This is a genomic window from Mycobacterium sp. IS-1496, assembly GCF_001499995.1.
Classification (GTDB): Bacteria; Actinomycetota; Actinomycetes; order Mycobacteriales; family Mycobacteriaceae; genus Mycobacterium.
Window position 1 is genome coordinate 1 of the sequence record NZ_LQIU01000007.1, and the last position, 16436, is coordinate 16436.

The 16436-nt window shown below is 67.5% G+C and carries 20 protein-coding genes and 1 pseudogene; 11 read left to right on the plus strand and 10 right to left on the minus strand.

Going from position 1 to position 16436, the window contains the following annotated elements:
- The first annotated feature begins 89 nt into the window (after positions 1-89).
- Entirely contained in the window at positions 90-1460 is a 1371-nt protein-coding gene (locus tag AU195_RS04820) for an NAD(P)/FAD-dependent oxidoreductase (RefSeq protein WP_059157935.1), read from the plus strand.
- A gap of 28 nt (positions 1461-1488) precedes the next feature.
- Here AU195_RS04820 and AU195_RS04825 read toward each other — a convergent pair whose 3' ends face one another.
- The 3 genes from AU195_RS04825 to AU195_RS04835 form a co-directional block, all read right to left on the minus strand.
- Positions 1489-2331 carry an alpha/beta fold hydrolase gene (locus AU195_RS04825; protein ID WP_059158028.1) on the minus strand — a complete coding sequence of 281 codons (843 nt, stop codon included), beginning with the start codon at positions 2329-2331 and terminating at the stop codon, positions 1489-1491.
- 150 nt (positions 2332-2481) lie between these two features.
- Complete coding sequence (locus AU195_RS04830) at positions 2482-3393, minus strand: SigB/SigF/SigG family RNA polymerase sigma factor (RefSeq protein ID WP_286149132.1); 912 nt, start codon at positions 3391-3393, stop codon at positions 2482-2484.
- A gap of 315 nt (positions 3394-3708) precedes the next feature.
- On the minus strand, positions 3709-4218 hold the full coding sequence (locus AU195_RS04835) for a MarR family winged helix-turn-helix transcriptional regulator (protein WP_059157936.1): 510 nt from the start codon (positions 4216-4218) through the stop codon (positions 3709-3711).
- A 71-nt stretch (positions 4219-4289) separates the two neighbouring features.
- Between AU195_RS04835 and AU195_RS04840 the strand changes: the two genes are divergently transcribed.
- A complete protein-coding gene (locus AU195_RS04840; RefSeq protein ID WP_286149133.1) occupies positions 4290-4832 on the plus strand; it encodes a copper chaperone PCu(A)C domain-containing protein in 543 nt (180 codons plus the stop codon).
- Positions 4833-4872: 40 nt separating this feature from the next.
- On the opposite strand, the gene AU195_RS04845 is transcribed toward AU195_RS04840, so the two are convergent.
- On the minus strand, positions 4873-5286 hold the full coding sequence (locus AU195_RS04845) for a DUF7144 family membrane protein (RefSeq protein WP_059157937.1): 414 nt from the start codon (positions 5284-5286) through the stop codon (positions 4873-4875).
- A 21-nt stretch (positions 5287-5307) separates the two neighbouring features.
- Positions 5308-5763, minus strand: a complete 456-nt coding sequence (locus tag AU195_RS04850) for a lipoprotein LpqH (RefSeq protein ID WP_059157938.1) — start codon at positions 5761-5763, stop codon at positions 5308-5310.
- Positions 5764-5913: 150 nt separating this feature from the next.
- Between AU195_RS04850 and AU195_RS04855 the strand changes: the two genes are divergently transcribed.
- Complete coding sequence (locus tag AU195_RS04855) at positions 5914-6297, plus strand: hypothetical protein (protein WP_286149134.1); 384 nt, start codon at positions 5914-5916, stop codon at positions 6295-6297.
- A gap of 129 nt (positions 6298-6426) precedes the next feature.
- Positions 6427-6597, plus strand: a complete 171-nt coding sequence (locus tag AU195_RS25905) for a hypothetical protein (RefSeq protein WP_172800473.1) — start codon at positions 6427-6429, stop codon at positions 6595-6597.
- Between the two features lie 39 nt (positions 6598-6636).
- On the opposite strand, the pseudogene AU195_RS26345 reads toward AU195_RS25905, so the two are convergent.
- Positions 6637-7165, minus strand: a pseudogene (locus tag AU195_RS26345) (hypothetical protein).
- Here AU195_RS26345 and AU195_RS04865 point away from each other — a divergent pair.
- Positions 7104-7742 carry an FKBP-type peptidyl-prolyl cis-trans isomerase gene (locus tag AU195_RS04865; protein ID WP_172800474.1) on the plus strand — a complete coding sequence of 213 codons (639 nt, stop codon included), beginning with the start codon at positions 7104-7106 and terminating at the stop codon, positions 7740-7742. The pseudogene AU195_RS26345 and the gene AU195_RS04865 sit on opposite strands and share 62 nt — an antisense overlap.
- A 6-nt stretch (positions 7743-7748) precedes the next feature.
- On the opposite strand, the gene AU195_RS04870 is transcribed toward AU195_RS04865, so the two are convergent.
- Entirely contained in the window at positions 7749-8165 is a 417-nt protein-coding gene (locus tag AU195_RS04870) for a pyridoxamine 5'-phosphate oxidase family protein (protein ID WP_172800475.1), read from the minus strand.
- Between the two features lie 53 nt (positions 8166-8218).
- On the minus strand, positions 8219-9085 hold the full coding sequence (locus tag AU195_RS04875) for an EamA family transporter (RefSeq protein ID WP_172800476.1): 867 nt from the start codon (positions 9083-9085) through the stop codon (positions 8219-8221).
- Positions 9086-9191: 106 nt separating this feature from the next.
- On the opposite strand from AU195_RS04875, the gene AU195_RS04880 reads away from it, so the two are divergent.
- Genes AU195_RS04880 through AU195_RS04900 form a run of 5 tightly spaced genes read left to right on the plus strand, consistent with a single transcriptional unit; the run spans position 9192 to position 12448 of the window.
- A complete protein-coding gene (locus tag AU195_RS04880; RefSeq protein ID WP_059157942.1) occupies positions 9192-9584 on the plus strand; it encodes a TA system antitoxin ParD family protein in 393 nt (130 codons plus the stop codon).
- Positions 9585-9599: 15 nt separating this feature from the next.
- Positions 9600-10172, plus strand: a complete 573-nt coding sequence (locus tag AU195_RS04885; RefSeq protein WP_059157943.1) for an ATPase — start codon at positions 9600-9602, stop codon at positions 10170-10172.
- Positions 10173-10201: 29 nt separating this feature from the next.
- Positions 10202-11272 (plus strand): aldo/keto reductase, encoded by a 1071-nt coding sequence (locus AU195_RS04890; RefSeq protein WP_059157944.1) that lies wholly within the window; start codon positions 10202-10204, stop codon positions 11270-11272.
- Positions 11273-11281: 9 nt separating this feature from the next.
- Positions 11282-11644: an RNA-binding S4 domain-containing protein gene (locus tag AU195_RS04895; RefSeq protein WP_059157945.1), complete on the plus strand. Its 363-nt coding sequence runs from the start codon at positions 11282-11284 to the stop codon at positions 11642-11644.
- 30 nt (positions 11645-11674) lie between these two features.
- Positions 11675-12448, plus strand: coding sequence for an enoyl-CoA hydratase/isomerase family protein (locus AU195_RS04900; RefSeq protein WP_059157946.1), 774 nt, complete (start codon positions 11675-11677; stop codon positions 12446-12448).
- A 9-nt stretch (positions 12449-12457) separates the two neighbouring features.
- Here the strand turns inward: AU195_RS04900 and AU195_RS04905 are convergent, their stop codons facing one another.
- Positions 12458-13570, minus strand: coding sequence for a spore photoproduct lyase family protein (locus tag AU195_RS04905; RefSeq protein ID WP_059157947.1), 1113 nt, complete (start codon positions 13568-13570; stop codon positions 12458-12460).
- 113 nt (positions 13571-13683) lie between these two features.
- On the opposite strand from AU195_RS04905, the gene AU195_RS04910 reads away from it, so the two are divergent.
- Positions 13684-15249, plus strand: coding sequence for a class I adenylate-forming enzyme family protein (locus AU195_RS04910; protein WP_216636377.1), 1566 nt, complete (start codon positions 13684-13686; stop codon positions 15247-15249).
- A gap of 145 nt (positions 15250-15394) precedes the next feature.
- Here the strand turns inward: AU195_RS04910 and AU195_RS04915 are convergent, their stop codons facing one another.
- On the minus strand, positions 15395-16399 hold the full coding sequence (locus AU195_RS04915) for a DUF808 domain-containing protein (protein WP_059157948.1): 1005 nt from the start codon (positions 16397-16399) through the stop codon (positions 15395-15397).
- Positions 16400-16436: the final 37 nt, after the last annotated feature.

A 16436-nucleotide genomic window follows, 5' to 3' on the forward strand; every position in this document is an offset into this window, starting at 1 on the left:
GAAAACACCGGCCGAAGCCCTCAACCAACTACTGTCCAACCCACCAGCTGTTGCATCGACCGCTTGAAACCGCCGGGAGATAATGCGACATGGCAAACGGACGACCGAAGGTACTCATCATCGGTGGAGGATTCGGCGGTCTGTTCTGCGCCCGTCGCTTCAAACACGTGGACGTGGACGTCACGCTGCTCGACCGAGCCGCATGTCACGTCTTCCAACCGCTGCTCTACCAGTGCGCGACCGGCACATTGAGCATCGGCCAGATCAGCCGCTCGCTGCGCGAGGAGCTGGCTGAACACCGCAACGTCACCACCTTGCTCGGTGAAGCCGTGCGGCTCGACGCCGACGCCCGCCGCGTCACCGCGCGCCGGCCCGACGAGTCGACGTTCGACCTCGAGTACGACTACCTGGTGCTCGCGGCGGGTATGCGCCAGTCCTACTTCGGGAAGGAACATTTCGCCGCGTGGGCGCCCGGGATGAAGACGCTCGACGATGCGCTCAGCATCCGCCGCCGTGTCTTCGCCGCGTTCGAGATCGCCGAGACTCTGCCGCCCGGTCCCGAACGCGACCAGTGGCTGACGTTCGCCGTCACCGGCGCGGGTCCCACCGGTGTCGAGTTGGCCGGACAGATCCGCGAACTGGCAACAAGGGCGCTGGCCAACGAGTTTCACAGTATCGAACCGGAGGAGGCGCGGGTGCTGCTGTTCGACGGCGGCGACCGGGTGCTCAAGAGCTTCGCGCCCGGGCTCTCCCAACGGGCGTGTCGGACGCTGGAAGACCTGGGAGTGGAGCTGCACTTCGGTGTTCACGTCACCGACGTCCGGCGCGAGGGGATCACTGTGAGCGCCAAAAATGATGGCACACAGGTGGATTACGCCACCCGCACCGTGCTGTGGACCGCAGGCGTCGAGGCGGTGCCCTTCGCGCGGCATGCAGCGGAGGTGCTCGGCGCCGAGACCGACCGTTCGGGCCGCATCTCGGTGCATGCCGACCTCTCGGTGCCCGGCCATCCCGAGGTGTTCGTGATCGGTGACCTGGCGGGCCGTGACGGCCTCCCGGGGGTGGCGGAGAACGCCATGCAGGGCGGTCTGCACGCCGCGGCCTGCATCCGCCGCGACGTCGCCGGCAATCGCCGCAAGGACTTCCGGTACCGGGATCTCGGATCCGCGGCGTACATCAGCCGTGGGCATGCCCTGCTGCAGGCGGGGCCGGTGAAACTCACCGGCCTCGTCGGCTGGCTCGGTTGGGGTTTCATCCACATCGCGTTCCTCACCGGCGTGCGTAACCGCTTCAGCACGGTGGGAACGTGGTTGGCGACCATCGCCCGCGCCAATCGCAGCGACCGCACATTCATCCTCGGCGGTTCCGGTCATCCAGAAGAGCCCTACACCTGGGAATCGCCGGTGCATCAGAGCAACAACTCGGCGCGCGATGACGCACGGGACGATCAGACCGCGTGACTGCGTGACCGCGTCACCGGTCCACGGCTCAGAACAGTTCCGGCGTCACCGGCGCCACGTCGTCGAGGAACGCGCTCACCATCGGTACCAGCGTGTCACTCGCTCCTGAGACCCCGATGTGCGACATCGCCGGCAGCACCACCAATCGCGCGGACGGGACGTCCTGCAGGACACCCGTCGCCGCCGCCTGCTCGTCTCCCCCACCGCGCAGCTTGAACATCTGCACCGCGTGTTGGAGCGTCACTCCGTCCGCGTCCCCGACGATGACCATCGTCTTCGCCGGAATCGAGCGCATCTCCTCGTCGGTGATGTCCTGGTCGTCGATGTTCAACGCCTTCATCTTCTCCAGGTAGGCCTCGAACTTCGCGGAGTCCGGAGTGTGTTCCAAGAACATCCTCTCGACGGACGTACCGGCGAACGCGTCCGCGCCCAGTCCTGCGATGGATTCACCGACCACGGGATACCAACCGTCCCTGCGGAATGTCGCCGACATGGAGACCAACTTGTTCACAAGCGATCCGTGTCGGACGGCGAGTTGCAGCGCGACTCCCCCACCTTGCGAATAGCCCATCACGTCCGCGCGCTCGATCTGCAGGGCGCGTAACAACGCCGCCGCGTCGTCGCCGAACTGCTCGTAGGACATCCGGCGCGACGTGTCGGGGGTGCGGCCGTGTCCCTGTTGGTCGAACACGATCACGGCGCGCTCTCGGGCGAACGCCTCCGCCCACACCTTCATCGAGTCGGTGGCCATGAAGGCGCCGGGGATCAACAGCAGGGGTACCTTCCCGGCGCGAATCTCGCCGTACACCTCGTAATAGAGGTTCAGCCCGTTGATCGGAAGGTATGCACCGCGCGCAGACGTCGTCGCCATCACCACTCCATTCTCGTAGCCCACCTGATTTCGATGAACAGACTCGGTGGGCTGGGGAAAATCATCACCCGCCCCACAGGTGTTCGTGTCGCGGGAACGCCGAGCATCGACATCAGGCGTGGAGCGACACAGCGTCCTCCGTCCGAGACATCAGACGGTGCCGATGAACGGCCCCAGCGTGCACAGCGCCGCGGCCGCGTCGAGGTTGATTCGTTGACGGATGCGGGTCAACGCATCGTTGAGCAGCCGGGAGATCTGCACTTGCGAGACGTCGAGCCGACGGGCCACTTCGCGCTGGGTGAGGCAGTCGAAGAAGATCATTCCCACGATCGCCCGTCGGCGGGGGTCCAGGTCGGTGATGGCGTCTCGAAGCAGGATGATGTCTTCGACCTTGTCGTATCCGGGGTCGTCGGTTCCTTGTGTCGCGCCCACCGTCTCGCTGTCGGATTCCAGCGCACCTGGCAGGGGGGCGTCGAGCGACACGGGCCTGTAGGCGGTCGTGGCGGCTTCGGAGTCGCAGAGGCCACTGCGGTCGACTTCGAGCTCCTCGGCCAACTCGGCGGATGTCGGAGCGCGACTGAGTCGTTGCGAGAGCGAGCCGACCGCCTCGCGCACGCGCATCTGCGTTTCCTGAACTCGCCGGGGCACACGAACCGTCCACGTGTTGTCCCGGAAATGGCGTCGGATCTCTCCTCGTATCGTCGGAACGGCGAACGCGAGAAAGTGCCCCTTGTCCGGGTCATAACGATCCACGGTCTTGATCAAGCCGATTCGGGCCACCTGGATCACATCCTCCGACGGCTCGCCACGACCCATGAAACGGTGAGCGAGGTGATCGGCGACCGGTAGGCAGGCGGTGATGATGCGTCGCCGCCACCTTTCGCGCTCGCGGTCGTCGGCGCTGAGCGCGAGCCGATCGAAGAGGTCGTCGACATCGAGGACGTCGTCGTGCGGTGACGTGTCGGCCGTCGGGTCCCCGCTCGTGGGCGATGACACCGTTGACTTGGTGACCGGGGTGCTCGGTCGGCCGGTCGGCCGCTGCCAGTCGGTGGTGGCGGTCACGACTCCTCCTCGGTGAGCTCGTACGGTTTTGTGGACCGCCTACCCTCGGCTGCTCAACCGCACACGTTCTATGGCAATCGTTGCCAAAACGCAATTTATGCGAAGCAGACAGTGTTGCGCCGGGAGACGATTGCTGCGTAAGGGGGTTCAAGACGTCGCGACGGGGAACAGGCGGTGGTGATGAGTCTTCGACCCCACAGCCCTGGGTTTGGCGGTGCCGAACCTGGTCGGCGGCGACGGCTGACGCCGATGCTCAACAGTGGCGGCACGCCGTTGAGCCCGGGCGAACTCCGGGTCCGGCAGACGGGTGTCAGATCACCGGGTCGGTGGCCACAGAGCTGCTACCACGGGACCCTCGTCATCGGACTCCCCTGCTACTGCGGCGAACTCCGCCAACGCGCCCACCAGTCCCTCCCGCGTGGTGGCAGGCATACGACGCAGAACTTTCTCGATGGCCACCCGACGCTGACGAGTCACCTTCTGCACGAGCCGCCGCCCCGCCGGGGTCAAAGTCAAAACGATGTTGCGCCGGTCGACTTCGGACTCACGACGATCAAGCAGACCGGCCTTGGTCAGCCGGTCGCAGGTCCGACTGGCGTTCGACGGATTGACGGCCAACTCGGCCGCGACCGACGCCAGATTCAGCGGCCCCCGGGTGTAGACCAGGACGAGTACCCGCCACTGCGGCACGGTCACCACATCCTCGACGGCAGCCAACGAGGTCGCGGCGATACCCACCAAGGCGCGCGACGCGCGCAACACCGCGTCGATCTGTTCCGCGCTGGGGCGGTCGTCCACGGGGCGTGCCCTCGGCGGCGCGTTCATGTCTGCATCTTCACCGCCGCTCCGGTCCAAAGCAACTCACCGCTCCGGCGCCAATCTGATCAGTAGCGCACATGACCACACAGGAGGAGAGAACCATGCACTTGACATCGATCCACCGTCTCGGCAGCTACTTCGGATTGGTCGCCGCAGTGACCTTAGCCGGCACCGCCTGCGGCGGGGAGCCGGAAACAGGCTCGTCGAACCGCGGTTCAGGGTCGGACACCGAGAGCACCACCGTCGAGAATGCGTTCATCGTGCCGGCGTTTCTGCCTGGACGCTGCGCGATACAGGTGGACACCGGGGCGAAGATGCGCTTCACCGTCACCAACAACCACCCATCGGAGGATGAGCGGCTCGTCGGTCTGTCGACCAACGCAACGGTGAACGGCGAGATCGTCTCTGGAGTGGACATCCCACGCGAATCCAGCGTCGGGTTCGGGCAGCCCAGCGCACCGGCGGTGGACGCCGGCGGCGAGGTGCCGGCGGTGGAACTCGGCGAACTCGCGCCGACGGTTCGGCCGGGCATGTCGGCCAGCGTGACGTTCCGATTCGACCGAGCCGGGGACATCGAGATGCCCGTCCCAGTCGAGGCGTGCCCGACGCAGGACCGCTGAACGACGGAGAGGCGCAGCGCACTGACGATGCGTGACTGCGTCATCGCCGCTGGACGGGATCAGCGCTCAGGAGTGCACCGATCGCCAGTACGCCCAGCAGCATCGCCGGAACGGTCCACGCGGGGTAGTAGATCGTCCAGATCAGCATCAAGGTAGTCGTCGCCGTGGTCAGCGCCAGCGCGGTGGTCCGTGCCCACCTCGCGCCCGTCATCGCGGCGAACCCGATCAGCATCATCGCGGCGCCGAGGATGACATGGATCAGACCCCACCACGGTTCGTTCAGCTTGAAGACCCATCGAGGCCCATATCGCAGGAACTGGTCGTAGAAGAGCGTCGCGAGTCCCAGCGAGAGACTGAAAAGCCCTGACGCGACGACGAACAGGCCGCCCGCGAAAGACGCCCCCGCGCGCTTGCTTCCGACACGCTCCGTGTCATCGGGTGAACTGTCGTCCATGGTGGCCACTCCCCTCTTTGTTCAACAGTCGGTGCGAATCGCGAAGCGTGCGGTGGCGTCTTCCTTCGGCGCGTCGCTGTAATGGCCCTCTGCGGTACCGGTCAGCATCAGAGTCCCTTCGACGATCGACGCCGCGGCAGCGCCGACAGTGCCGTCCCAATAGCTGCCGGTGAAGCCCCCCAGGTCGTCGATCCGGACCGCGCGCGGTTCGACGGTGTCACCAGTGCGCACCTGCGCGCTGAAACCCGGTGCATCACGCAATGTCTGCACGTACCACACCCACTGGACCTGTTCGCAGCTGATGCGCGGTCGCTCCCCGATGTCAACGCCGTTGATGAGGATCTGGGCAGTGTGGGTACCGAGCGCGGAGTAGCCGCCTGAACACCCAGACGTGGCCAGGGCCACAGCCGACACCACGCCCCCGATGACGGTCAGCCGATGCCGCGTTGCCGCAGCAATACGGTTGTGCGCACTCATGCCGCTTGGTACCCGACACAAGGGCACTGATACCTGCACCGCCGCCGATTTCCGGGCGTATCAGGTTTCGGCCATGGGGTACGTCATGGTATGCGGTGGCCACGGTTTCCCTCAGGAATCATCACACCGGCGCTCGTCGCGGTTTCCGTCGTGCTCGCGACGGCAGCGTGTAGTTCGACGCCGTATCCGACCGGCGAGAACTTTACGACCACGGTGCAGTCACCACCCGACGGTGCCGCGAAGACGTCATCAGCGCCGACCCCGTCCGCGGTCCTGATCGACATCGACATCTCGAACGGCGCCGTCGAGCCGAGGAATGCCACTCTGACCGCCGCTGTCGGACAACGCGTCGAACTGCGTGTGGACAGCGATGCGGAAGGACGAATTCACATAGGGACGAATCCAGCTCAGACCTTCAACGTGGCGGCCCGGGACGATCAGGTGTTCGGCTTCACCGCCGACGAGCCCGGCGCCGTCACCGTCGTGCTGATCGAACCTGATCGGACGGTCGCGACCGTACAGGTGGGCCGGTGACATCCAGACGGAACCAACAGTCGGAAACCCGAAGGGACCGGTACGACGGGGCCTGAAGGTTTACTTCAGTTGCGCTGCGGCAACTATTTGAGTGATGCACGCATCAACATCTCGAGGATTGGTTTCTTCATGTTGACCACCACGGCCTCACAGGTCGAGATACTCGCCGACCATCCGATCTGGATCGCGGTCCCCGCGTTCGCCCCCGCGATCGTGGTCGCCGGTGTCGTCGTTTACATCGTGACCAAGAACCGCCGAAAGCGCCAAGACGACCAGTCCGCACACGGTGGGGCGTCGTGAGCGCGCCTGAACGTCGGCGCAGGCGAAAGTGACTGCGCTTCAGCCGGCGAGGGCTTGCAGTGACAACTCTTTGAGCATCGCGTTGGCCCAGCGCATCTGGCGCAACGCCTGAGGGTGGCAGCGTTGCGCCACGGCGAGCAGATCGGGATCCTTGACTGCCTGGCACCCTGAACGAGCAACTCCCAGCCCAGCGACACCCCGGCCGCCAGGCGGTGGATGCGACGCAGATCGGCGAGAAGCAGCAGCGCTGGTTCGGGGCGTGGCCCCAGACGGTCGCTCATCCAACGTTGCGCGAGTGCGGTGGGTGCCTTTGTGCGTGGATGCGCGCGCAGCTCGCCTCCATACCGATCGCGCCGGTGCGCGTGATCAGGTCGACGTGCTCACGCGACCACGTCGCCAGGTCGTTGGCGATGTGAAAGATGCCGTGGTCGTCGAGCCGGCGTACTGCAGACTCCATCGCAGGGCGGGCATCGGAAGCGCGTCCGTGCGGCTGTACCGTGACCACGGTGAACTCACTTCGTATGCCCTCTTCGGTTGCGGTCGTCGCGTGCGCCGCGTCGCTGGTCATGACGCTCGCAGCGTGCGGTTCCGACACGGAGACGTCGTCGACGAGTTCGTCGGCGAGCACATCCGCGATGGCTGACCTGCTTCCGCCTTCCGCGCCGGTCACTTCGGCGGCGGCCAGCACCTGCCCCACCGCGGCGCCCGCGGTCGGCGGCGCACCCGAGTGGACGTTCCCGGGCGCCACCGGCAGCGTCTCGGTCACTGGATCCACCGATGCGGCGGCCCCGTCGGTCGAGGTGCAACCCCCGTTCGGCGTGACCGAGACCCAGGTGCAGACACTGAAGGCCGGCGACGGTCCGGTCGTGGCGGACACGGCGGCGGTCACCGTCTGCTACATGGGAGTCAACGGACGCGACGGCTCGGTCTTCGACAACAGCTACGAGCGCGGGGAACCGGTGGACTTCCCGCTCGACGGTGTCGTTCCGGGCTTCCAGAAGGCCATCGCCGGACAGAAGGTGGGCTCCACCGTCGCGGTCGCCATGACGTCCGCCGACGGCTATCCCGAGGGCCAGCCCGCCGCGGGCATCCAGCCCGGCGACTCGCTGGTCTTCGCGATCAAGATCCTCGACGCCTCGGGATAGCCTGCGCTATTCCGCGTAGTCCATGCTCAACCAACGCGCCGGACGCATCCGGATGGCGATCGAGGTGGACGTGAGGTTCTCGTCGGTGAAGGTGTCACCGGCCTCCGCGCCCAGGTAGCGCACCGCGAGCCCGCGGACGTCCGCGTCCTCGGCGGGCCCGATGCTCGTGACGTCACCCTCGGCGGTGACGTACCGGTACGGCGGGTTCTCGTCCTGCACCGTGATCGCGAAGCGGCCGGCATCACGAATAAGCCTGTGCTTCAGCGACTCCGACTCCGTCCACAACAGCACCTCGCCGCCGGGCCGATAGTCGTACCAGATCGGCACCGCCAACGGCGCCCGGTCGGGCCGCTCGACGGCGATGACGCCGACATGGACATCGGCCAGGAACTTCTCACGGTCGTCGCTGCTCATCTTCGCCATGACTGGGCCAACCCGGATGGCCGCCGTCACATTCCCGCCGGGCGAAGGCGGCGTCAACCCACCTCGAGCGGTACGGCCATCTCCCGGCCACCGCCGCGGGCGGCGCCGATCCCGGCGGCGACCACCGCGGCGATGCCGAGAATGCCCGCGCCCCCCGGCTCCTGGTCGAGGAGAAGGAAGCCGACGACCATCGCGAACGCCGGCTCCAGACTCATCAATGTGCCGAACGCGGCCGTTGTCAATCTGCGCAGCGCCAACAACTCCAGGACGTAGGGCACCACCGGCAGCAACACCGCCATGCCGAGCCCGATCAGCAGCAGTTGCGGGGTCATCCGCTCGAAGACCGCGGTGCTCACGAACAGGCTCGACACCACCCCGGCAACGGGCATCGACACCGCGAGCCCGTTGACCCCGGCCACCTCGTCTCCGACCCGCTGGGTCAGCAGAATGTAGATCGCCCAGCAGATTCCGGCGGCGATCGCCAGCAGCGCACCCTTGGGATCGATACCGCCGTCGAACGGCTGGCACAGCAGCACCACCCCGACCGCGGCGAGACCGGGCCACACCACCCGATGGCGGCCTCTGCCGTGCATGACGGCGACGGCGAGCGGGCCGAGGAACTCCAGGGCCGTCGCCGTGCCGAGCGAGATGCGGTCCAGCGACGCCATGAACAACAGCGTGATCGCCGCGGTCACACACCCCAGCACGATGCACATGCCGAACGTCCGCCAGGTGAACGCCGAGGGTCGCGGGCGAACAACCACGAGGAGCAGCACGCCGGCCCACGCCAGCCGCAGCCATGCGGTGCCGTCCGAGCCGATCCGATCGATGAGACCGACGGCCACGGCCATTCCCATCTGGACCGAGACCTGTGCGGTGATGGCCATCAGGACGCCGCTGCGGGCCTGGTCTGCGGTCACCACTGCATCTAACTGATCATGGGGGACGCTGTCTGCCAGTTAACGATAGCGGGACAATCTGTAGCAGATTGCTACACTTGTAGCATCCTGCTACGAAAGGTGCGCCATGGCTGACGTCGCCGACCGGGTGACCCGCGTCGCCGCAGATCTGATCGACAGTGCGGCGGCCGAAGGCGCGCGCCAGAGCCGTTCGGCCAAACAACAACTCGACCACTGGGCCCGCGTCGGCCGGGCCGTCTCCAGCCACCACACCGCCGCGCGCCGCCGCGTCGAAGCGGCGCTGGCCGGAGAGGCCGATCTCAACACGCTCAATTACGAAGAGGGCGTGGTCTTCAACGCCGAGATCTCCGCGGCGATCGAGGAGCAACTCGCCGGCGCCGACTACGGCGGTCTGCTGGCCGCCCGCGGGATCACCACGGTCGCTCTCGACGACGCCGGCCGGATCGTCCAGTACCGTCCCGACGGCACGTCCGTTGTCCTCCCCGACACCTCGGCCTGACCCGGCCGGCCCAGGATGCGCCGACTCGACCTCGTGATCGGGCCGAACGGGGCCGGCAAGTCCACCTTCGTCGCGTTCACCCTGGCCCCGCTGCTGCCGGGCAGTCCGTTCGTCAACGCCGACGAGATCGCCAGACAGCGCTGGCCCGATGACGCGGAACGCCACTCCTACGAGGCCGCGCGGATCGCCGCCGCCACCCGAACGGCGCTGATCGATGCCGGGCGCTCATTCATCGCCGAGACGGTGTTCTCCCATCCCTCCAAACTGGAGCTCATCGCACAAGCGCACGACCGCGATTTCACGGTCGTCCTGCACGTCCTGCTGATCCCGGAGGATCTGGCGGTCGAACGCGTCAGACACCGGGTGCTCGCCGGCGGTCACCGCGTCGCCGAGGAGAAGATCCGCGAACGGCACCGCCGACTCTGGGATCACGCGGTGCAGGCCATCAGCTCCTGCGACAGCGCAACCGTCTACGACAACAGCCGCCGCAGAGGCCCGCGGATCGTCGCGCAGTTCGCCGGTGGCGAGTCGATCGGGTCTCCGGCGTGGCCGCAGTGGGCACCGGCGGTGCTGAAGCGAATCCGGTGAAGAGGTGGCCGGTCATTACGATTGCCGACATGGCCGACGACTTGCTCATCGGTGACGTGCCCTTCACCCACGACCCCTGGGTGGCGAAGCGGAACCGGTACGACACGATGCCCTACCGGCGGGTGGGTACCTCCGGGCTGCTACTGCCGGCGATCTCACTGGGCCTCTGGTACAACTTCGGCGACAACCGGCCCTTCGCCGTGCAGCGCGACGTGTTGCGGTACGCATTCGACCGCGGCATCACTCATTTCGACCTCGCCAACAACTACGGGCCGCCCTACGGTTCGGCCGAAGAGAACTTCGGTCGCATGCTGCGCCGGGACTTCAAGCCGTACCGCAACGAGCTCATCATCTCGACCAAGGCAGGCTGGGACATGTGGCCGGGACCGTACGGTCAGCTGGGCGGACGGGCCTATCTGCTCGCCAGCCTCGACGAATCGCTCGATCGCCTCGGCCTCGACCACGTCGACATCTTCTACTCCCACCGCATCGATCCGACGACACCGCTCGAAGAGACCGTCGGCGCACTCGACACCGCGGTGCGCGCCGGGAAGGCCCGCTATGTCGGCATCTCGTCGTACTCGGCCGCCAAGACCGCCGAGGCGGCCGCGATCGCGCAACGTCTCGGCACTCCCCTGGTGATCCACCAGCCGTCGTACTCGCTGCTGAACCGCTGGATCGAGGGTGGTCTGACCATCGAACTCCGGGAAGCCGGGATGGGGGCGATCGCGTTCACCGCGCTGGCGCAGGGTCTGCTCACCGACCGCTACCTGCAGGCGCCGCCCGCCGACATCGACCGCGCCACGAGCCGACCCTCCTTCGACGACGCGTTGGTCACCGACCAGGTGCGCGAGCAGTTGCGCGGCCTCGCCGCCATCGCCGAGCGCCGTGGACAGACCCTCGCCCAACTCGCGCTGGCGTGGGTGCTGCGCGAACCCACCGTCGCGTCGACACTCGTCGGCGCGTCGAGCGTCGCACAGTTGGAGGAGAACCTCGGCGCACTCGACAACCTCGACTTCACCGCGGACGAACTGTCCGAGATCGACCGCTACGCCACCGAATCCGGAATCGACCTGTGGCGTGAGAGCTCCGATGTCTAGAAATCTGCCATGGATTCCACCCGCATAGATCGCTGGCTCTGGGCGGTCCGGCTGACCAAGACGCGGCCGGACGCCGCAGCGGCGTGCCGGGGCGGGCACGTTCGGGTCAACGACCGGCCCGCGAAACCGTCGACGACGGTCGCCCCCGGCGACCAGGTGCGTGCGCTGGTCGGCGACCGGACGCGCATCGTCGAAGTCGTGCGGGTGATCCAGAAGCGGGTGGGAGCGGCCGATGCGGTGACCTGCTACCTCGACCGGACCCCGCCGACTCCGCGGACCACTGAGGTCCCCCTCGCGGTTCGCGACCGCGGCGCGGGACGGCCGACCAAACGGGACCGCCGCAGACTCGACAGGTGGCTCTCCGGACAGTGAGCGCGCGCCCGGCGAAACTAGGGTGCAGGCATGACCCTCGTCACCTATGACGTCGCCGACCACGTCGCCACCATCACTCTGAACCGGCCCGAGGCCCGCAACGCCATCAACGGAGCGCTGCGCGAAGACCTCAACGCCGCCTGGAACCGGTTCCGGGAGGACGAGGACGCCTGGGTCGGCATCCTCACCGCGAACGGGGACGTCTTCTGCGCCGGAGGTGACCTCAAGGACGGGGAGGGGTCAGTGGGCACCTTCGCCGGGACGTTCTGGGAGAAGCCGACCATCAACTCCTTCGAGAGCGGTATGGAGTTGTTCAAGCCGACGATCGCGGCCGTGCACGGGCCGTGCGTCGGCTACGGCGTGACCGGAGTGTTGTTCTGCGACTTCGTGATTGCGAGCACCGCCGCCACGTTCTCGTTTCCCGAGGTGTCGCTCGGAGTGCCCACCATCGTCGGTGCGATCCGGCTGCCCGAGCGGGTGCGCTGGGCCGATGCGATGGAGCTACTCCTCACCGGCAAGCCGATGACCGCCGAGCGGGCCAAGGAGGTCGGCCTGGTCTGGCGGCTGGTCGAGCCGGAGGACCTGCAGTCAGAGGCGCAGGCCTGGGCCCGCACCCTGACCGAGGCCGCGCCGCTGGCTCAGCGGGCGACCAAGGAGGTGGCGTGGCGCACCGCGAACATGGGTTGGATCGAAGCCGTCCGGTTCGGCGAGACCATGCGCAAGGTCGCCGCGGCCACCGAGGACGTCGGCGAAGGCATCCAGGCGTGGCGCGACAAGCGCAAGCCCCGGTGGAAGGCTCGCTGACGCCCCGGCTCAGAACGCGTAGCGGATCCGGCAGTCCGGCAGTCTGTCGCCGATCAGATCGGTGAGCTGCTGGACCCACTTGCCCTTCCACGGGCTCTTGTAGCGGACGTTCCACTGGCCGCTCTGGCTGCGTTTGAGCTGCTGGAGGTCGGGCCGCCACAGCAGCTCCTCCCCCTTCGGGTGCCAGCCGAGGTTGACGTCGTGCAATCCCTCGTTGTGCGTCAGGAAGATGATCTCGGCCGCCAACTGCCGTTTGGTGCGATCGTTGGTCTGATCGGCGATCTGGTCGAGCAGATCCGCCCAGTCGGCCAGCCAGTTCTCGTGCACGATCACCGGGCTGAAGTTGAGGTGCACCTCGTAGCCGGCCTCGACGAAGTCGTCGATCGCGGCGATGCGGTCGGCGATCTTCGAGGTGCGGACGTCGACCTGTCGTGACGTCTCGGCCGGCATCAGGCTGAAGCGCACCCGGGTTCCGCCGCGCGGCTCGTACGTCAGCAGGTCGCGGTTGACAAGTTTGGTCGCAAAACTGGCCTTGGCGTTGGGATTTCGTCCGAACAGGTCGACGAGGTCGCGCACGTTCTCGGACACCAGAGCGTCGGCAGAACAGTCGCTGTTCTCGCCGATGTCGTACACCCAGTCGAGCGGATCGCACTGGTTGGGTTCGGGTTTGACGCCCTGGCGGGCGGCGTGCCGCTCGAGGTAACCGGTGATCTTCTCGATGTTGGCGAACACGGTGATCGGGTTCGCGTAACCCTTGCGGCGCGGGACGTAGCAGTAGGAGCACGCCATCGCACAACCGTTGGCGGTCGACGGCGCGATCCAGTCGCTGGACCGTTCGTTGCGGCGGGCGCTGAGGCTCTTCTTCTCACCGAGGACCAGCACTTCGCGTTTGTTGCGGACCCAGTCCTCGACGTTGCCTTCGTTGCCGTACAGACCCGGGATCGCCTGATGGGAGAGCACCTCGATGCGCTCGGCGTCGGGGTAGCGGTCCAGCACGGCGCGCGCCCGAGGGAACCGCTCGATGTCGGGCTCGTGATAGATCCGCTTGATGTCGAGGAGCCGGTCGGACAGGTCCACCGGCGTCCGGTGGGCAGGCTCGCCGCTGCCCAAGAGGGACGTCATAGCCCCTTCAACGTGTGTGTCTCAGCAGCTGTTCCGATGCCGGGAGTGAGCTGGATCAACCCCCGACACGACCCCGCGGGATCCGCGGTGATCACGTCGGAGAAGATCGGCAGATGATCCCGCCGCGTCCCACGATTCCGGCTCTCCTGGCGCAGAGCGTCCGCGATTTCGGCGATCAGACCTACGTGGTCAGCCCGACCGGGCGACTCACGTACCGCGACGCCGACCAGCGCTCTGCGGAGATCGCCCGCTGGTTGCTCGGCCAGGGCATCGGCAAGGGCGCGCGGGTGGGCCTGTTCTTCCCGAACGGGGTGGACTGGATCGTCTGGTGGCTGGCGGTCTCGCGCATCGGGGCGCTGGCCGTGCCGCTGAGCACGATGTACACCCCGGCCGAACTGGCCAAGGTGGTGCGGTTGGCCGACGTCGCGCTCCTGGCTGGCCCGTCGGAGGTTCTCGGCATCGACGTCGCCGAACGCTTCGAGGCCGCGTTCCCGGCGCTGGCCGGTCAGCCGGCCGGCCGGCTCGCGCTGACCGAGGCGCCCTATCTGCGCACGGTCGTACTGACCGGTGGGGCCGACCGCCCGTGGGTGACCGCTGCGGGCGGCGCGCCGGAGGCGCTCGTCCCTCGTGATGTGCTGGCGGCCGTCGAGGACGAGGTATCCCCGGCGGACCTGGCGGTGATGGTGCACACCTCCGGATCGACGGCCGACCCGAAAGGTGTGCTGCACACCCACGGCACCCTGATCCGGCAGACGTCCGGGTGGCCGGCCGCGGTGCGCGCGGTCACCGGATCCACGGGTGCCGTGCGCATCCTGTGCGCCATGCCGTTCTTCTGGATCGGCGGCCTGCTGGCGGCGACGGGTGCGCTGCACGAACCGGTCACCGTGCTGGTGTTGCCGCGTCTCGACGCGGAGACCGCGCTCGATTTGATCGAGCGCGAACGGGCGACCGGACTGGTCGGCTGGCCGGCGTTCACGCAGCGGTTGCGCGACCACCCCACCTTCGCCGCCCGCGACCTCGGCAGCGCACCGATGCTGCGGGACGGCCCCCTCGACATCGCGATGATCGATGTCCCGGACGGCTACCCCGTCCACCGGACGATGTCGGAGACCGCAGGCGGTTTCGCGTTCACGGAAATGGCGATCGTCGACGACGAGGGACGGCCGGTCGCCGACGGCGCCGTCGGCGAACTCCTCGTCCGGGGCGTCGGCGTGATGGCCGGCTACAACAAACGCGAACGCGCGGAGACCTTCGACGCCGACGGTTGGTATCACACCGGCGACCGGGTCTACCGCAGACACGGAGACCCGCGCCTGTTCTACGTCGGCCGGACCAGTGAACTGATCAAGGCCGCGGGCGCGAACGTCTCACCCCTCGAAGTGGAGGCGGTCGTCGAGCAGTTCCCGGATGTGGCGCAGTGCGTCGTCGTCGGCGTCGAGGACCCCGAGCGGGGGGAACAGGTGTGCGCCGCCGTCGTCCCCGCGCGAGGTGACATCGATATCGCCGACCTGTCGGCGCGGGTGCGCGCCGAACTCTCGTCGTACAAGGTGCCCACCCGGTGGGCTGTCGTCACGGCCGACCAATTGCCTGTGCTGGCGAGCGGCAAACTCAACCGCAGGGCGGTCAAGGAGATGCTCACCGACGGCGTCCTGGCGTCGGTGACCCGGGGACCCGCCTAGCGCTCGTGCGAGGAGGGCGGAGCCGCTCCCCCGTCTTCGGGCTGGAACTCGGCGGACCCGTCGTCTTCGGCGGCGTCGACGTGATCTCCGGATTCGTGCATGTCAGGTGCGGTCACGGTGGCTGGCTACCCCATGCCCGGAGAGGTCAATCGCCCGCGGGTCCCGGCTTCGGTTCGGCGTGCGAACCGGCCCCGGACTCGGCGTGCGAGTCGGCGTGAGAATCTTTGCGGCCGAACGGCAGTACGTGGACGACGGCAACCACGACGGCGCCGACGATCAGGCCGATCACCGCCGACGCCGCGGTGTTGACCAGCCAGGCGAGCACACCGCCCACCGCACCGGTGGCATGGTGCACGGACTCCTCGGCGTGGTGCACCAGCCCGTACAGGGTGTGCCAGCCCAACTCGTCGGTGCCGACCAGCAGAATGTGGCCGCCGACCCACAGCATCGCGACCGTGCCGATCAGCGACAGCGCGGCGAGCAGTTTGGGCATCCCGACCACCAGACCGCGACCGACGCGCTGGGAGAACCGCGATGAGCGTTCCGTCAGCCGCAGGCCGATGTCGTCCATCTTCACGATGCCCGCCACCACGCCGTACACCGCGACGGTGATCACCAGAGCGACGACCACCAGGATGAGCAGCCGGGGCAGGAACGACTGGTCGGCAACCTCGTTGAGTGCGATCACCATGATCTCCGCCGACAGGATGAAGTCGGTGCGGATCGCGCCGGTGACCATGTACTTCTCGGCGTCCGGGCCCGCCTCGGCAGCCGGGACGGCATGGCTGTCATGGCCGCGGATGCGGCCCCACACCTTCTCGGCTCCCTCGAAGCACAGGTAGGTGGCGCCCAACATCAAGATCGGGGTGAGTAGCCACGGCAGGAATTGGCTGAGCAGCAGGGCCGCGGGCAGGATGAATACCAGCTTGTTGCGCAGCGAGCCGATCGCGATGCGCTTGATGATCGGCAGTTCCCGCTCGGCGGCGATGCCGTGCACGTACTGCGGGGTGACCGCGGTGTCGTCGATGACGACGCCGGCGGCCTTGGCGGTGGCCCGGCCGGCGGCGGCTCCGATGTCATCCACCGATGCCGCGGCCATCCGCGCGAGCACCGCGACGTCGTCGAGAAGTCCGAACAGACCCGCGCTCATCGCATCTCCTTCATGGCGCGAGGGTACCCGCAGAGGG

Excerpts from the sequence above, each read along its gene's own strand:
- AU195_RS04840 (WP_286149133.1), top strand. The coding sequence starts at position 4,290 with ATGACCACACAGGAGGAGAGAACCATGCACTTGACATCGATCCACCGT.
- AU195_RS04845 (WP_059157937.1), bottom strand. The coding sequence starts at position 5,286 with ATGGACGACAGTTCACCCGATGACACGGAGCGTGTCGGAAGCAAGCGC.
- AU195_RS04870 (WP_172800475.1), bottom strand. The coding sequence starts at position 8,165 with ATGGCGAAGATGAGCAGCGACGACCGTGAGAAGTTCCTGGCCGATGTC.
- AU195_RS04895 (WP_059157945.1), top strand. The coding sequence starts at position 11,282 with ATGGATTCCACCCGCATAGATCGCTGGCTCTGGGCGGTCCGGCTGACC.
- AU195_RS04900 (WP_059157946.1), top strand. The coding sequence starts at position 11,675 with ATGACCCTCGTCACCTATGACGTCGCCGACCACGTCGCCACCATCACT.
- AU195_RS04825 (WP_059158028.1), bottom strand. The coding sequence starts at position 2,331 with ATGGCGACGACGTCTGCGCGCGGTGCATACCTTCCGATCAACGGGCTG.
- AU195_RS04890 (WP_059157944.1), top strand. The coding sequence starts at position 10,202 with ATGGCCGACGACTTGCTCATCGGTGACGTGCCCTTCACCCACGACCCC.
- AU195_RS04910 (WP_216636377.1), top strand. The coding sequence starts at position 13,684 with ATGATCCCGCCGCGTCCCACGATTCCGGCTCTCCTGGCGCAGAGCGTC.
- AU195_RS25905 (WP_172800473.1), top strand. The coding sequence starts at position 6,427 with ATGTTGACCACCACGGCCTCACAGGTCGAGATACTCGCCGACCATCCG.
- AU195_RS04880 (WP_059157942.1), top strand. The coding sequence starts at position 9,192 with ATGGCTGACGTCGCCGACCGGGTGACCCGCGTCGCCGCAGATCTGATC.
- AU195_RS04905 (WP_059157947.1), bottom strand. The coding sequence starts at position 13,570 with ATGACGTCCCTCTTGGGCAGCGGCGAGCCTGCCCACCGGACGCCGGTG.
- AU195_RS04820 (WP_059157935.1), top strand. The coding sequence starts at position 90 with ATGGCAAACGGACGACCGAAGGTACTCATCATCGGTGGAGGATTCGGC.
- AU195_RS04915 (WP_059157948.1), bottom strand. The coding sequence starts at position 16,399 with ATGAGCGCGGGTCTGTTCGGACTTCTCGACGACGTCGCGGTGCTCGCG.
- AU195_RS04850 (WP_059157938.1), bottom strand. The coding sequence starts at position 5,763 with ATGAGTGCGCACAACCGTATTGCTGCGGCAACGCGGCATCGGCTGACC.
- AU195_RS04885 (WP_059157943.1), top strand. The coding sequence starts at position 9,600 with ATGCGCCGACTCGACCTCGTGATCGGGCCGAACGGGGCCGGCAAGTCC.
- AU195_RS04835 (WP_059157936.1), bottom strand. The coding sequence starts at position 4,218 with ATGAACGCGCCGCCGAGGGCACGCCCCGTGGACGACCGCCCCAGCGCG.